Origin of the sequence: Amycolatopsis sp. NBC_01488 (assembly GCF_036227105.1) — a bacterium.
GTDB lineage: Bacteria > Actinomycetota > Actinomycetes > Mycobacteriales > Pseudonocardiaceae > Amycolatopsis.
Window position 1 is genome coordinate 587,370 of the sequence record NZ_CP109434.1, and the last position, 15,141, is coordinate 602,510.

The 15,141-nt window shown below is 72.4% G+C and carries 16 protein-coding genes; 9 read left to right on the forward strand and 7 right to left on the reverse strand.

The window, feature by feature from the left end; all coding sequences use genetic code 11:
• Positions 1–171 precede the first annotated feature (171 nt).
• The 7 genes from OG738_RS02825 to OG738_RS02855 all read left to right on the forward strand — a co-directional run bounded on the left by OG738_RS02825 (position 172) and on the right by OG738_RS02855 (position 7,082).
• Positions 172–879, forward strand: a complete 708-nt coding sequence (locus OG738_RS02825) for a hypothetical protein (protein WP_329050957.1) — start codon at positions 172–174, stop codon at positions 877–879.
• 45 nt (positions 880–924) lie between these two features.
• Positions 925–1,977, forward strand: a complete 1,053-nt coding sequence (locus tag OG738_RS02830; RefSeq protein WP_329050958.1) for a sensor histidine kinase — start codon at positions 925–927, stop codon at positions 1,975–1,977.
• Positions 1,974–2,729 carry a LytR/AlgR family response regulator transcription factor gene (locus OG738_RS02835; protein WP_329050959.1) on the forward strand — a complete coding sequence of 252 codons (756 nt, stop codon included), beginning with the start codon at positions 1,974–1,976 and terminating at the stop codon, positions 2,727–2,729. The genes OG738_RS02830 and OG738_RS02835 overlap by 4 nt, the downstream gene beginning before the upstream one ends.
• Positions 2,730–2,985: 256 nt before the next feature.
• Positions 2,986–3,336, forward strand: a complete 351-nt coding sequence (locus OG738_RS02840) for a hypothetical protein (protein ID WP_329050960.1) — start codon at positions 2,986–2,988, stop codon at positions 3,334–3,336.
• Positions 3,336–5,060 carry a sodium/solute symporter gene (locus OG738_RS02845; protein WP_329050961.1) on the forward strand — a complete coding sequence of 575 codons (1,725 nt, stop codon included), beginning with the start codon at positions 3,336–3,338 and terminating at the stop codon, positions 5,058–5,060. The genes OG738_RS02840 and OG738_RS02845 overlap by 1 nt, the downstream gene beginning before the upstream one ends.
• A 70-nt stretch (positions 5,061–5,130) precedes the next feature.
• On the forward strand, positions 5,131–5,478 hold the full coding sequence (locus tag OG738_RS02850) for a DUF485 domain-containing protein (protein ID WP_329050963.1): 348 nt from the start codon (positions 5,131–5,133) through the stop codon (positions 5,476–5,478).
• A complete protein-coding gene (locus OG738_RS02855; protein WP_329050965.1) occupies positions 5,475–7,082 on the forward strand; it encodes a solute symporter family protein in 1,608 nt (535 codons plus the stop codon). The genes OG738_RS02850 and OG738_RS02855 overlap by 4 nt, the downstream gene beginning before the upstream one ends.
• Positions 7,083–7,145: 63 nt before the next feature.
• Here the strand turns inward: OG738_RS02855 and OG738_RS02860 are convergent, their stop codons facing one another.
• Together OG738_RS02860 and OG738_RS02865 are read right to left on the reverse strand one after the other, a co-directional pair.
• Positions 7,146–7,883: an isocitrate lyase/PEP mutase family protein gene (locus OG738_RS02860; protein ID WP_329050967.1), complete on the reverse strand. Its 738-nt coding sequence runs from the start codon at positions 7,881–7,883 to the stop codon at positions 7,146–7,148.
• Positions 7,880–8,341 (reverse strand): carboxymuconolactone decarboxylase family protein, encoded by a 462-nt coding sequence (locus tag OG738_RS02865; protein WP_196425493.1) that lies wholly within the window; start codon positions 8,339–8,341, stop codon positions 7,880–7,882. The genes OG738_RS02860 and OG738_RS02865 overlap by 4 nt, the downstream gene beginning before the upstream one ends.
• A gap of 46 nt (positions 8,342–8,387) precedes the next feature.
• Here OG738_RS02865 and pdxR point away from each other — a divergent pair, with 46 nt between their 5' ends.
• Complete coding sequence (gene pdxR, locus OG738_RS02870) at positions 8,388–9,758, forward strand: MocR-like pyridoxine biosynthesis transcription factor PdxR (protein ID WP_329050973.1); 1,371 nt, start codon at positions 8,388–8,390, stop codon at positions 9,756–9,758.
• A 281-nt stretch (positions 9,759–10,039) separates the two neighbouring features.
• Here the strand turns inward: pdxR and OG738_RS02875 are convergent, their stop codons facing one another.
• The 3 genes from OG738_RS02875 to OG738_RS02885 form a co-directional block, all read right to left on the reverse strand.
• Positions 10,040–10,765, reverse strand: coding sequence for a peptidylprolyl isomerase (locus OG738_RS02875; RefSeq protein WP_329050974.1), 726 nt, complete (start codon positions 10,763–10,765; stop codon positions 10,040–10,042).
• Positions 10,766–11,037: 272 nt separating this feature from the next.
• Positions 11,038–12,003, reverse strand: a complete 966-nt coding sequence (meaB, locus tag OG738_RS02880) for a methylmalonyl Co-A mutase-associated GTPase MeaB (RefSeq protein WP_329050975.1) — start codon at positions 12,001–12,003, stop codon at positions 11,038–11,040.
• Positions 12,004–13,191, reverse strand: coding sequence for an acetyl-CoA C-acetyltransferase (locus tag OG738_RS02885; protein WP_329050978.1), 1,188 nt, complete (start codon positions 13,189–13,191; stop codon positions 12,004–12,006). It lies immediately after the preceding gene.
• 137 nt (positions 13,192–13,328) lie between these two features.
• On the opposite strand from OG738_RS02885, the gene mce reads away from it, so the two are divergent.
• Positions 13,329–13,784: a methylmalonyl-CoA epimerase gene (gene mce, locus OG738_RS02890; protein ID WP_329050979.1), complete on the forward strand. Its 456-nt coding sequence runs from the start codon at positions 13,329–13,331 to the stop codon at positions 13,782–13,784.
• A gap of 328 nt (positions 13,785–14,112) precedes the next feature.
• Here mce and OG738_RS02895 read toward each other — a convergent pair whose 3' ends face one another.
• On the reverse strand, positions 14,113–14,685 hold the full coding sequence (locus OG738_RS02895) for a TetR/AcrR family transcriptional regulator (protein ID WP_329050980.1): 573 nt from the start codon (positions 14,683–14,685) through the stop codon (positions 14,113–14,115).
• Between the two features lie 19 nt (positions 14,686–14,704).
• Positions 14,705–15,073 carry an SPW repeat domain-containing protein gene (locus OG738_RS02900; protein WP_329050981.1) on the reverse strand — a complete coding sequence of 123 codons (369 nt, stop codon included), beginning with the start codon at positions 15,071–15,073 and terminating at the stop codon, positions 14,705–14,707.
• Positions 15,074–15,141: the final 68 nt, after the last annotated feature.

The following is a 15,141-nucleotide window of genomic DNA, read 5'->3' on the forward strand; positions in this document are numbered from 1 at the left end:
CGCGCACTCCCCGCAGAGTTCTGACCAGCTGTTTCACCTCCGGTGAACGGACGCTGCCGGTCACCGCGGTGGGAGAACCGCTCACCGCACGAGCCGTTCCCCCGGCCGGGTGGTCGGCGTCACACTCATCTGCACATGCATTTACACATGCATGATCGCAGGGAGGGTGCGATGAACTACGAACGATCGGCCGTGCACCGGACGATCTTCGCCGTGGACGTCGAGGGCTACGGCGATCAGCGCAGGACCACACCGAACCGCTTGGCGTTGCGCGACGGGCTGTACCGCTCGCTCTGCCGGGCGTTCGACGACGCGGGCGTTCCCTGGACGGCCTGCCGGAGGGAGGACTGTGGCGACGGCGTCTTCGTCCTCGCCCCGCCGGAGATCCCGAAGGGGCCCTTCGTCGAGTTCCTGCCCAACGCGCTCGCCGTGGCGCTGCACCGGCACAACCTGACCCACCACGCCGGGGCCCGCATCCGGCTCCGGATGGCGCTGCACGCGGGTGAAGTCGCCTACGACGACCACGGCGTCACCGCGCCGGCGATCAACCACGCGTTCCGGCTCCTGGACGCGGCGCCGCTGAAGGAGGCGCTCAAGGCGTCGCCCGGCGTGCTCGGGCTGATCACGTCGGCGTGGTTCTTCGACGAGGTCGTCCGGCACAGCGAGGGCCTCGACCCCACGACGTTCCGGCCGGTCCCGGTGGCGGTCAAGGAGACCCGCACGACCGGCTGGATCTCGCTGCCGGACCGGCCGTACCCCGCCGACGCGAGCCTGCTGGTCCCGGACCGCGTCCCGGTCACGGCGATCGACGACTACCGCGCCTGGCGCCGGTTCCGCCGCCACGCCCAGGTGCTGGCCGACCGGGAGGACCCCGCGTAGCCGTAGGATCTGGTGCCCTGGACACCGTCGCCGAGGGGAGGCCCGATGACCGTGCACCTGCGCCCGGCGTCCCGCGCCGACCCGCTGCCGGTGCTCGCCGCCGCCCGCCGGATCACCGACGACCTGCGCGACGGCCTGTCGGGCACCCGCGCCCGCCGCGCCGCGCACGGCCTGCGGCGGCTCTTCGGCTTCCCGGGCCTCGGCCTCACCGACCTGTCCGGTTCGCTGCTGTGGTCGGGGCGGCCGGGGCCGGACGCGGTCGTCGCCACGGTGCTCGACGGCGTCCTCCACACCGAGGAACCCGGCTCCGCGCCGGACGTCCTGGCGCTGCCGCTGCACGTCCGCGACGAGCTGGCCGGGGCGCTGCTGGTCGTCGGCGACGTCCGGGACGCGATCGCGGCCCAGGCCGCGGACCTCGTCGTGCAGGCACTGGAACGCTGGCGCCTCGAGGCGTCGGCGGAACAGGCGGCGCAGGCCGAGCTGCGGGCGCTGCGGGCGGAGATGTCGCCGCACTTCGTCTACAACGCGCTGACCGTCATCGCGTCGCTGGTGCGCTCGGATCCCGATCGCGCCCGCGACCTGATGCTCGACTTCGCCGACTACACGCGCTACAGCCTCGCGCGGCACGGCGAGTACACGGTGGTCGCCGAGGAGTTCCGCGCGATCGAGACGTACCTGGCGCTGCAGCGCGCGGTGCTCGGCGAACGGCTGCGCGTCCAGGTGCGGGTCGCGCCGGAGATCCTCGCCGTCGCCGTGCCGTACCTGGTGCTGGAACCGTTGGTGGAGAACGCGATCCGGCACGGCATCGAGCCGCGGTCGGGCACCGGGCTGGTCCAGGTGCACGGCCAGGCGGAAGGGAACGACTGCGTGATCTTCGTCGAGGACGACGGGGTCGGCATGGACCCGAAGCGCGCGGCGGACCTCCTGGCCGGACGCACCGGCGAGGACGACCCGGCCGGGCTCGGACTGGCCAATGTGGACAGACGGCTCCGGGACGTCTACGGCGCCTGGTACGGGCTGACCGTCGAGACCGAGGTCGGCGCCGGGACCCGCGTGGTCGTGCGGGTGCCGCGGTTCCAGCCGGGGGTGCTGCCGTGACCGGGCTGCGCGTCCTGGCCGTCGACGACCTCGCGCCCGCGTTGGACGAGCTGTGCCGCATGCTGCGCGAAGCGCCCGAAGTCGGCGAAGTCGTCGGCGCGGCTGATGCGCTGAAGGCGTTGAGGCTGCTTCAGGCCGACCGCTTCGACGCGGTGTTCTTGGATATTTCGATGCCCGGCCTCGACGGTCTCGAACTGGCGTCGCTGCTGGCGAAGCTGAGCGAGCCGCCGGTGATCGTGTTCGTCACGGCACACGACGGCCACGCGGTGACGGCGTACGGCATCGGCGCGGTGGACTACCTGCTCAAGCCGGTGCGTGCCGAACGGCTTTCGGCCGCCTTGGCGAAGGTGACCCGGATGGCGACGCCCTCGTCACGCTCGACGCCGGACGCGATGGCCGCCCTCCCGGTCGAGTCGGGCGGCCGCACCAGGTACGTCCGCCGCGACGACGTGTTGTTCGTCGAAGCCCACGGCGACTACGTCCGCCTGCACACGCGCGGCGGCGTACACCTGGTGCGGATGCCGATCTCGCGGCTCGAGGAGTACTGGGAGGGCACCGGGTTCAGCCGGGTGCACCGCGGGTTCCTGCTGGCGGTGGGAGCGGTACTGGAGCTGCGCAGCGACAGCGCGGGCGGCCTCCTGGCCCACACCGAGGCGGGCGACGTCCCGGTCAGCCGTCGCCACGCACGCGACCTCCGCGACCGGCTGCTGGAAGCCGCCCAGCGCGGTCAGCTCGGGCCAGGCGCGCGATGAACCGCGTCGAGCCGCCTGCCCCCGTCGGCAAGGCCTCGCGACGGGACGTCCGGCCCGGCACGTCGATCACCTGCACCCAACCTGGCCAAGCCACCCACCTCCGGCCAGGCCCGCCGGTTCGCCGCACCCAACCAGCCCAGGCTGGCCGCCCCGGCGCGTCGATCACTCGCACTCAACCTCGCCAAGCCACCCCGCCCCGGCCGCCGATCACGCGCACCGCGCCTCGCCAAGCCACCCACCCCGGGCCGGACCGGCGATGAGCAAGATCCGCCGCGTCGCCGTGACCAGCCCGCAAACCCGGCTCGCCCACGCCCGGCGGCGGTCCCGCCACCGCTGGCGCCAGCCGCGCCTTCCCGCGGGCGACACCCAGCGCGCCACCGCCCTCTACCGCGCGCAGCGCCGTCACGGCATTCCCGCCCTCGTCCTGATGTTCGCGCTCCTCCTCGGCCTGCCCGGCGTCTTCGCGCTCTTCCCCGGCCTGGACAGCGTGCGGCTGCTGGGCATCCCGGTGTCCTGGCTGATGATCGCGGTCCTCCCCTACCCGGCGATGGCGCTGCTCGCCCGCTGGCAGCTGCGCCGCGCCGAACGCCTCGAGGACGACGACTGATGGGCGTCGCGCTCGCCGTCGCGCCGGTCGTGCTCGTGACGCTGCTGATCGGCGTCCGCGGGGTCGCCGCGATGCGGACGACGTCGGACTTCCTGGTGGCGTCCCGGCGGATCTCGCCGCTGGTGAACTCGGCCGCCGTCTCGGGCGAATACCTGTCGGCGGCGTCGTTCCTCGGCGTGGCCGGGCTCGTCGTCAAGGACGGCATCGGGGCGCTCTGGTACCCGGTCGGCTTCACCGCCGGCTACATCGCGATGCTCGTGCTCGTCGCCGCCCCGATGCGGCGCTCGGGCGCGCTGACCGTCCCCGACTTCGCCGAAGCCCGGCTCAACTCCCCCGCGCTGCGCCGCCTGGCCGCGGTGGTCGTCCTGGTGATCGGCACGATCTACGTCGTCCCGCAGTTCCGCACCGCCGGTCTCGTGCTCACCGCGGTGGGCCACACGCCGTACTGGGTCGGCGTGGTGCTGGCCGGCGCCGCGGTCAGCGTCACCCTCGCACTCGGCGGGATGCGCGCCGCGACGTACGTGCAGGCGTTCCAGTTCGTGCTGAAGCTGCTCTTGTTCCTGGTCCCCGCGATCTGGCTCGTCCTGCAAGCGGGCGCGGTCAACCGGACCGACGCGCTCAACCCGGTCGAGTTCACCCACTTCGACCGCGAGACGCCGGTGCGGTTCGAAGTCGAGGTCACGATGGAGATCCGCGAGCCGACGCCGGTGCGCGTCAACGGCGTCGCGGAAACCCTGCCACCGGGCGAGTTCACCGCGCGCAGCCAGGACGACGTCGTGTTCGGTGCGGGCACGGCGGTCCCGGCGGTCCGCGGCGGCGCCCCGCTCGGCGGCGCCGACTGGCAGCGGCCGCTGCTCGACCTCGGCGACCAGGGCTACCCGCTGCTCGGCACCTGGTCCGTGCTCATCGCGACCATGCTCGGCACGATGGGCCTGCCGCACGTGCTCATGCGCTTCCACACCAGCCCCGACGGCCGCGCCGCGCGCCGCACCGCCGCGATCACCGTCACGCTGCTCGGCGTCTTCTACCTCTTCCCCGGGGTCTACGGCGTCCTCGGCCGCGTCCTCGTGCCGGGGCTCTACCTTTCCGGTGCGACGGACACGGTCGTCGTCGCGCTGCCGTACCAAGTGGACAGTGGCTGGGCCGGCGGCCTGTTCACGGCGTTGCTGACCGCGGGCGCGTTCGCCGCGTTCCTGGCGACGTCGCTCGGCCTGCTGCTGGTGATGTCCGGCGCGATCGCGCACGACCTCGTGCCCGGCGGACTGCGGCGGCTGCGGTTCGCCGTGTTCGGCGTCGCCGGGATCATGGTGCTGCTCGCGCTGCGTTCGGCCGAACTGGACGCCGGGGTGCTCGTCACGTGGGGTTTCACCGTGGCCGCGTCGACGTTCTGCCCACTGCTCGTGCTCGGCATCTGGTGGCCGCGGCTGACCGCGGCCGGCGGGATCGCCGGGGTGCTGACCGGGCTCGTCGCGTCGTCCGGCTCGATCCTGTTCGCCCTCGCCGGGCCGCCGCTGCACGGCTGGGTGGCGATCTTGGTGGAGCAACCGGCACCCTGGTCGGTACCGCTGGCGTTCGGCGCAATGGCGCTGGTCTCGCTGCGGGGCAGGCCGCCCGCCTGGTCGGCGTCGGCGATGCTGCGCCTGCACCTCGACGAGCCCCGTTCGACCGGACCCCGCGACCGTTCGTCAACCGTTCGTCGTCTGGCCCGGCTGTTGAGCCGCTGAATCTTCACGCGGGACTCACACCTCCCTACGGTGGCGCAGGTCACTTTCCGCAACGTCGCAGGGAGCAGCGATGAGCACGACGGAGACCGGCGGCCCCCCGGACACGTCCGAGACCATCTGGGATCGCGCGCACGAAAGCACCGAGTTCCGTGAGCTGCGCAGCCGCCTGCGCCGGTTCGTCTTCCCGATGACGGCGGTGTTCCTCCTCTGGTACCTGCTCTACGTGCTCCTCGCGGACTACGCGCACGGCTTCATGAGCACGAAGGTGTTCGGCAACATCAACGTCGGCCTGATCTTCGGCCTGCTGCAGTTCGTCTCGACGTTCGTGATCACCGGCCTCTACGTCCGGTACGCCAACCGGAAGCTCGACCCGGTCGCGGAGAAGATCCGTGACGACATCGAGAAGGAGCAGGCATGAAGACTCTCGCTGCGGGGGTGGAGGGCAGCAACCCGCTCCTCAACATCCTGATCTTCGCCGCCTTCGTGGTCATCACGCTGGTGATCGTGTTCCGGGCCAGTCGCAACACGAAGACGGCGTCCGACTACTACGCCGCCGGCCGCGCGTTCACCGGTCCCCAGAACGGCATCGCGATCTCGGGCGACTACCTGTCGGCGGCGTCGTTCCTCGGCATCGCCGGCGCGATCGCCATCAACGGCTACGACGGCTTCCTGTATTCGATCGGCTTCCTGGTGGCGTGGCTCGTCGCGCTGCTGCTGGTCGCGGAACTGCTCCGCAACACGGGCAAGTTCACGATGGGCGACGTTCTCGCGTTCCGCATGAAGCAGCGCCCGGTGCGGGCCGCGGCCGCGACGTCGACGCTGATCGTGTCCTTCTTCTACCTGCTGGCGCAGATGGCCGGCGCCGGCGGTCTCGTGGCGCTGCTGCTCGGCATCGAAGGCAGTGGCGCGCAGGCACTGGTGATCGCCGTGGTCGGCGTGATCATGATCGCCTACGTCCTGATCGGCGGCATGAAGGGCACCACCTGGGTGCAGATCATCAAGGCCGCGCTCCTGATCATCGGCGCGCTCGTGATCACGCTGTGGGTGCTCGGGAAGTACAACTTCAACTTCTCCAGCCTGCTGCAGGCCGCGGTCGACAAGGCGGGCAAGACGGGTGAGGCGCTGCTCGGGCCGGGCAAGCAGTACGGCGCCACCGGGACGTCCAAGCTGGACTTCTTCTCCCTCGGCATCGCGCTGGTGCTGGGCACCGCGGGCCTGCCGCACGTCCTGATGCGCTTCTACACGGTGCCGACGGCTCGCGACGCTCGTCGCTCGGTGGTCTGGGCGATCGTGCTGATCGGCGTGTTCTACCTGTTCACGCTGGTCCTGGGTTACGGCGCGGGCGCGCTGGTCGGGCCGGAGGCGATCAAGAAGGCACCGGGCGGGGTCAACTCGGCCGCGCCGCTGCTCGCGCTCGAACTGGGCGGCCCGGTGCTGCTGGGCCTGATCTCCGCGGTCGCGTTCGCGACGATCCTCGCGGTGGTCGCCGGCTTGACCATCACGGCGTCGGCGTCCTTCGCCCACGACGTCTACGCCAACGTCGTGAAGAAGGGCAAGGCGTCCCCGGACTCCGAGGTCAAGGTCGCCCGGCTGACCGCGGTGGTGATCGGCGCCCTCGCGATCGGCGGCGGCATCCTGGCCAACGGGCAGAACGTCGCGTTCCTGGTGGCGCTGGCCTTCGCGGTGGCGGCGTCGGCGAACCTGCCGACGATCCTGTATTCGCTGTTCTGGAAGCGGTTCAACACCCAGGGCGCGCTGTGGTCGATCTACGGCGGCCTGGCGATCACGATCGTGCTGATCGTGTTCTCGCCCGCGGTGTCCGGCAAGAGCACGTCGATGATCAAGACCGCCGATTTCGCGTGGTTCCCGCTGAGCAACCCGGGCCTCGTCTCGATCCCGGCGGCGTTCATCCTGGGCTGGCTGGGCACCATCCTGTCCAAGGAGCACAACGAGAAGAAGTACGCCGAGATGGAGGTCCGCTCCCTGACCGGCGCGGGCGCCGAAAAAGCCGTCGTCCACTGAGGACGCCGACACCGAAGGCCGCCGCGAGGGTGTTCCCGATCCCCTCGCGGCGGCCTTCGGCCATCAGTAAGGCAGTTTCCCCTCGGCGACGCCCGCGACAACCGCTTCGAACTGCTTCCGGACGTACTGCCACAGCCCGCCGCCGAGCGAGATCCTCGCCACCCCCAGTTCGGCGAGGCCGCCCAGGCCCGGGCTGCCCGGCCACGCGGGCGCGTTGACGGCGCCGCCGACCTCCTGCACGAACGCCGCGAGCACCTCGGGCGTGCGCAGGTGGATCGGGTAGACGCAGTCGGCGCCCGCCTCGAGGTACGCCCTCGCCCGGACGATGCCGTCGGCGAGGTGGTCCTTCGGGTCGACGCCGCGGAAGGAGTCGACCCGCGCGTTGATCACCAGGCCGTCGCCCGCCGCCTGGCGCAGGGCGGCGATCCGCTCCGCCTGCTCGGCCACCGGCCGCACGTCGCCGGTGGCGTGGTCGGTGTCCTCGAAGTTGCAGCCGACGGCACCCGCGTCGAGCAGCCGGCCCGCCAGCTCGGCGCCGGACAGGCCGTAGCCCGACTCGGCGTCGACGGTCACCGGGACACCGACGGCCTTGGCGATCCGCGCGGCGGCGGCGAACATCTCGTCGGCCGGGGCCCGCTCGCCGTCGGGGAAGCCGAGCGCGGACGCCACGGCGACCGAGCTGGTCGCCACGACCGGGAACCCCGCGGCCTCGACGAGCTTCGCGGTGTCGGCGTCCCACACGTTCGGCAGCACCAGCGGCTTGCCGGGGACGTGCAGCGCCTTGAGCGCGGCGGCGCTCACGCGTCGCGCTTCGGGAGCGGACTGTGGCTGGTCACGGCCATGCGGTTCCAGCTGTTGATCGCGATGACCTCCCAGGCGATCGCGCGGTACTGGTCCTCGGTCAGCACCTTCGTCGCCTGCTCGTAGACGTCGTCGGGCACGCTCTGCGTCGCCGACAGCTTGGTCATCGCCTCGGTGAGGACGAGCGCGGCCTCTTCCTCTTCGGTGAACAGGTCGGTCTCGCGCCAGCCGTCGAGCACGAACAGCCGGCGGGCCGACTCGCCCAGCTCGAGGGCGTCGCGGCTGTGCATGTCGAGGCAGTACGCGCAGCCGTTGAGCTGGGAGGCCCGCATCTTCACCAGCTCGAGCAGCTTCGGGTCGACGCCCGCGTTCGCGGCGGCCTTGTTCACCTCGGCCTGCAGGTTGGCCATCGCCTGGTAGATCTCGGGCGCGCGCCCGAGTCCGATTCGCTTCGTCATGACATCCACGCTAGTCCGAACTGGTCCACGGGTATGGTCCAGTCGTATGACGGATTCGTGGTCCAGTTCCGGGCTCGACGTCCACCTCGGCTGGCAGCCTTCGACCGGCCGGAGCGGTCTCGCGGCGGCGATCCGCGCGGCCATCCGCGAGGGCCGGTGGCAGGCGGGCGCGGCGGTGCCCTCGACCCGGTCCCTGGCGCACGACCTGGGCGTCGCGCGCGGCACGGTCACGCGGGTGTACGCCGACCTGGCCGCCGAGGGGTACCTGCGCACGGCCCAGGGCGCGCCGACCCGCGTGGCGACCGCGGGATCCCTGCCGCAGTCCGCGCCGCGACAGGCGCCCCGCGAGCCGGCGCCGCGCTGGGACCTGCGGCCGGGACGCCCGGACCTGACGGCGTTCCCGCGCCAGGCGTGGATCACCGCGACCCGGCGTGCCCTGCTGCGGACCCCGGCGGCGGCGTTCGGCTACGAGTCCGAGTTGGGCGCGCCCGAGCTGCGGGACACCCTCGCCGGCTACCTCGCCCGCGCCCGCGGGGTGGTCGCCGACCCGGCGCGGATCGTGGTGTGCCAGGGGTATTCGCACGCCATCGCGGTGCTGTCCCGGGCCCTCGCCGGGCTGGGCGTCGGCGAAATGGCGTTCGAAAACCCGTCGCAGGCGATGTACCGCTCGATCGCGGCGGCCCAGGGCCAGCGGGTCACCGGCGTCCCGGTCGACGAGCACGGCCTCGACGTGTCCGCTTTGGACAGTCCGGCGGTGGTCGTGACGGCGGCACACCAGTTCCCCACGGGCGTCACGCTGGCCCCGCACCGCCGCGCGGCACTGACCCGCTCGGGCGCGATCATCCTGGAAGACGACTACGACGGCGAGTTCCGCTTCGACCGCCAGCAGGTCGGGGCACTGCAGGCGCTGGCTCCGGAGCGGGTGGTGTACGCGGGCACGGCGAGCAAGGCCCTGGCGCCGTCCCTGCGGCTGGCGTGGCTGGTGCTGCCGCGGACGCTGGTGGAGCCGGTCCGCGCGGCGATGGCCGACAGCGGCACCCGCCCGGCGGTGCCGGACCAGCTGGCCCTGGCCGAGCTGATCGACTCGGGTGCGTACGACCAGCACGTCCGCCGCAGCCGGGCGGAGTACCGCTCCCGCCGCGCCCGGCTCTTGGCGGCCCTGCCGGACTCGGTGCGCCCGCAGGGCATCGCGGCGGGCCTGCACCTGCTGCTGCGCCTGCCCCCGGACGGCCCCTCGGAGGCAACGGCCCTGGCGGCCTGCCGCCGCCGCGCGATCGGCATCGAGGGCCTGGCGGGCTACTGGATGGACGCCAACCGCCCCGGCGGCCTGATAGTCGGCTACGCGGCAACCCCGAAACACGCGTTCGCCGGCGCAGTCCAAACCCTGACCGAGGCCCTCTGGGAAATAACCGCCTGACCTCCCCACTCCCGCCCCCAATCACGCGAGATCCGGCTCAGCTCACGCGACTCCCGCCCCCAACCACGCGAGATCCGGCTCAGCTAACGCGACTCCCGCCCCCAACCACGCGAGTCGTCCACCCAGGCACGCGAGTCGACCCTTCAATCACGCGAGTCGACCTTCCCATCACACGTGATGCCCCTCCAATCACGCGAGATGCCCTCTCAATCACACGTGATGCCTTCCCAATCACGCGAGATGCCGCGGGCCGCCCCACCCGGAACGGCCCGCGGTCGCCGTCAGAACCAGCAGTCGGGCCGAACGCGGAGCAGTTCCGTCCGCAGCACCGGCGTCCCGTCGACCGGGGCCGGGTCGTCCGCCGTCGGCTGGATCCCGCCGGCTGCCACCTTGTCGAGCGTCTTCAGCCCCTCGGCTCCGACCGTGCCGAACACCGTGTAGTTCGGCCGCAGCGCGGAATCGCCGTACACGACGAAGAACTGCGAACCATTCGTGTTCGGTCCCGCGTTGGCCATCGCCAGCAGCCCGCGCGCGTAGACCTTGCGCGCCCCGGTCGGGTCGGTCGGCGACGGCGGCAGGTTCACCGGCAGCTCGTCCTTGTACTGGTAGCCCGGCCCGCCCTCGCCGGTCGCCGTCGGGTCACCGCACTGCAGGACCTTCAACGTCGGGTACGCGGTGAGCCGGTGGCACACGGTGTGGTCGTAGAACCGGTGCCGCGCGAGGTGCAGGAAGCTCTGCACGGTGCACGGTGCCTCCGCGCGGTCGAGCCGCAGCGGCAGCGCGCCCTGGCTGGTCGGGATCGCGACGTCGACCTTGCCGTGGCTCGGCGTGTGCCGCGGGTCGGGCGGCAGCGGCACCGGCCGCGCCGGCGGTTCGTCCGGTGTCTCGGTGTACTGGCACGGCCCGTGCGTCGCCTTCGGCGGTGGCGCGTCGGCCGCGGTGGCGACGCCGTTGCCCGCCACGAACAACGCGCCCGCCGCAAGCGCGGTGACCAGTGTCTTCCTCATGCTGCACGCCCTCCCAGTGATCGCCCGGTTCCGGAGCGCTCCGCAGTCTAGGGCGCGGCCCCGACAACAAGAACCGGCGAAAGTCGCCCGTGTCACGCGGACGGGTGAACCTCGACGCCGGAACCCCGAAATTGTCGGACCCCCTCCGCACGATGGTCAGCACGCGGCAAACCCGCCGCACCCGAAGGGAGAGCATCATGGAAATCCGGCGAAGACCCGTTGCCGTGGCAAGGTTTCTGCTCACGCGGCTCGCGGCAGTGGCCCGGACCGCCCTACTCCCGCAGGTCCGCGATCAGCTCGTCGGCGGCGGCGAACGGATCGATCTCCCGCGCGACGACACGCTCGGCCACTCCGGCCAGCCGTCCCCCGCCGCGGAGATCGGCCAGCTCGGCCCGCAGCCTCCGCACGGCGATGGCCTCGACCTCGTCGCGTGCCCGCGCCACCCGGCGCCGGGCCAGCTCGTCGTGCTCCACCAGCCAGTCGTGGTGCGCCGCCAGCGCCCGCACGACCTCGCCGACGCCCTCGCCCTTCGCCGCGACCGTCCGCACGATCGGCTGGCGCCAGCTCGCGCCCCGGATCTCGCGGCGCGCCAGCGAAATCATCTGCTTGAGGTCGTGCACCGTCGCGTCCGCGCCCTCGCGGTCGGCCTTGTTCACGACGAAGACGTCGGCGATCTCCAGCACCCCGGCCTTCGCGGCCTGGATCCCGTCGCCCATCCCCGGCGCGAGCAGCACCACGGTGGTGTCGGCCAGCTTCACGACGTCCACTTCGGACTGTCCGACGCCGACGGTTTCGATCAGCACCACGTCGAAGCCGGCGGCGTCGAGCACGCGCACCGCCTGCGGGGTCGCCCACGACAGCCCGCCGAGGTGGCCACGGGTGGCCATCGAGCGGATGAACACGCCCGGGTCGGTGGCGTGCTCGGTCATCCGGATCCGGTCGCCGAGCAGCGCCCCGCCCGAAAACGGCGAAGACGGGTCGATCGCGAGCACCCCGACCCGCTTGCCCTCCGCGCGCAACGCGGTGAGCAGCGCCGAGGTCGAGGTCGACTTACCGACGCCGGGCGGACCGGTGAGCCCGACGACCCGCGCCCGCCCGGTGTGCGGGGTCAGCGCCCGCGCGATCTCGGCGACGCGGGGGTGGGCGTCCTCGACGAGCGAGAGCAGCCGCGCGACGGCACGGGGCTGCCCGTCCCGCGCGCGGCCGACCAGGTCGTCGAGGTCGAGTGTTCCGGCCACCTACGCGGACGGCACCCGCAGCAGGAGGGCATCGCCCTGACCGCCGCCACCGCACAGCGCGGCCGCGCCGAGGCCGCCACCGCGGCGGCGCAGCTCATGGATCAGGTGCACGGCCAGGCGAGCCCCGGAGGCGCCGATCGGGTGGCCGAGCGCGATGGCCCCGCCGTTGACGTTGACCTTCTCCGGGTCGAGGCCGAGCTTCTCGGTGGAGACGAGCCCGACCGCGGCGAAGGCCTCGTTGATCTCGACGAGGTCGAGCGCGTCGGCGCCCAGGTTCGCCTTGGCCAGCGCGGCGAGGATGGCGTTCGACGGCTGCTCGTGCAGGCTCGCGTCCGGCCCGGAGACGACGCCGTGTGCGCCGATCTCGGCAAGGGGCGTGAGGCCGAGTTCCTCGGCCTTCGCCTTGCTGGCCACGACGACTGCGGCGGCACCGTCGGAGATCTGCGAGGCCGAGCCCGCGGTGATCGTGCCGTCGGAGGCGAAGGCGGGGCGCAGCTTGGCGAGGCCTTCGGCGGTGGTGTCGGCGCGGACGCCCTCGTCGGTGTCGAAGACGACCGGGTCGCCCTTGCGCTGCGGGATGGCGACCGGCGCGATTTCGTCGGCGAAGTAGCCGTTCTTGATCGCCTCGGCGGCGCGCTGGTGGGAGCTGGCGGAGAACGCGTCCTGCTGCTCGCGGGTGAGGCCGTAGCGGGAGTTGTACTTCTCCGTCGAGGCACCCATGGCGACCTGGTCGAAGGCGCAGAAGAGCCCGTCGTAGGCCATGTGATCGACGAGCGTCGTGTCGCCGTACTTGAAGCCGGAGCGCGACTTGGGCAGCAGGTGCGGCGCCTGGGTCATCGACTCCTGGCCGCCCGCGACGACGAGGTCGAACTCGCCGGCCCGGATGAGCTGGTCGGCGAGCGCGATGGCGTCGAGGCCGGAGAGGCAGACCTTGTTGATCGTCAGGGCGGGCACGCTCATCGGGATGCCCGCGGCGACCGCGGCCTGGCGGGCCGGGATCTGGCCGGCGCCCGCGGTGAGCACCTGGCCCATGATCGTGTACTGCACCGCGTCCGGGGCGACCCCGGCGCGTTCGAGGGCCGCCTTGATCGCGACCCCGCCGAGCTGCGCCCCCGTGAAGTCCTTGAGGGATCCGAGCAAGCGCCCGATCGGCGTACGGGCGGCACCCAGGATCACGGAACCGGACACGGCGTCCTCCAAGCTTCGGCGCATGGGCAGTTTTTCCGACCATACCCGGAGGGCGGGCTTCTTGATGGAGCCAGTGTGAGGCGGGGCACGCGACGATTCGGGGTCGACGCCAGTCGGGAGCGCCCTATCCTGCCCCCATGAATGACGCCCTGCGGCCGTTCGTGACGGCCATCGACCACGTCGGCATCGCGGTCCCGGACCTGGACGCGGCCATCGAGTTCCACCGCGCGCACTTCGGCCTGGAAGTGGCGCACGAGGAGGTGAACGAGGAGCAGGGAGTGCGCGAGGCGATGCTGCGCGCGCCCGGCACGGCGGGCACGGAGACGCAGATCCAGCTGCTGGCCCCGCTGCGCGACGACTCGGCGATCGGCAAGTTCCTGGCCAAGAGCGGCCCGGGGCTGCAGCAGCTGGCGTACCGCGTGTCCGATGTGGACGCAGCGGCGGCGGCCCTGCGCGAACAGGGTCTGCGCCTGCTGTACGAGGCGGCGAAGCGCGGAACGTCGAACAGCCGGGTGAACTTCGTCCACCCGAAGGACGCGGGCGGCGTCCTGGTGGAGCTGGTCGAGCCGGCCAAGGACGGCGCGGCGCACTGACCGCCGAACCCGTTCCGGCGCACCAACTCCGGCGCGAGGAACTGCACGCCCGTGACAAACGGCGGGGCGGGGCGGGGCGGGGCGGGGCGGGGCGGGGCGGGGCGGGGCGGGGCGGGGCGGGGCGGGGCGGGGCGGGGCGGGGCGGGGAAGTATGTCCCGAACCGCCGACAGCCGCCACGACACCGGGCTCGCCACCACAGCGAGCGCGCCACCACAGCGAGCTCGACGATGCCGAGGCTCGTCGGCGCACGTTCCCTGCAATACGCCGGCGAAGTCAGGCCGCGCCAGCCGCGGCCGATCGGCAGCACCAGGCCGACCCCCTACGCCCCTAAGCGGGCGCGGCCTTGGCGGCGAGCGATTCGGCGATGAACGTCAGCTCGCCGTCGAACTCAGCGGGGAGGTCGTCGTCCGAGTGGCGGGCTGTCGCGTGGCGGTGGCTGACCGCGCGGGCCAGCAGGCCGGACGCGCGGTCGACGTCGGCCGCCGGCAGGCCGCCGCCCGTGGCTGCCTGGATCACCGCGCGGACCTGGCGCACGAGCACCTGGAAGCGCTCGTGGAGGGCGTCGCGGACGACGTGGTGGGTGTCGGCTTCGCGCCACAACAGGTGCGAGAGCCCCAGCGACCGGCTGAAGCGGTGGTCGAGTTCGCGGACCAGGCGCCGCAGGCTGCCCGCCAGGTCGCCGGGGACGACGACCACGGCCGGCTCGATGCGCTCGTCGGGCAGCCGCTCGACGAGCGCGGTGAGCAGGTCCGCCTTGTGCCGGAAGTAGTAGTGCACCAGCCCCTTCGGCACCCCGGCGCGCTCGGCGATGCGAGACGTCGGGGTGGCGTCGAAGCCGGACTCGGCGAAGAGCGCCTCGGCGGCGCAGAGGATGCGCTCCTTCGCCGAATCCTCGGTCATGCGGGTGCCTCCTGGTCCGTCAGTGCTGTCCTGCCGTGCGGTGCGCGGCGGTCGCGACCGGCATCGCTGCCGCGCCGGCGACGACCACGAGCACCCCGGCGATCCAGGACGTCCAGGAAGCGCCGTTGAACTCGGTGTACCCCATCACCCACGGCGCGATGAACAGCAGCACGCCGAGCGCGATCTGGATGCCTTCGCCGTAGACCATGCCCGGCATGGCCAGCGAGACCAGGCCGTCGAGTGCGATCAGGGCGCCCAGGACGACCATCGTCCACATCGCGGTCGAGTCCGTGCTCAGCCAAAGGGGTGAAAGAGCGGCGACGACCCCGATGACGACCTCGGCCCAATCGTGTGGGCGGGCCCATGCGCGCGTAGAGACTTCACTCATTCGTGCTCACCTCCGTCGATGAAACTACTGGTCGGGTGGGTGTTCCCACCGCCGATGATCCGCTTGAC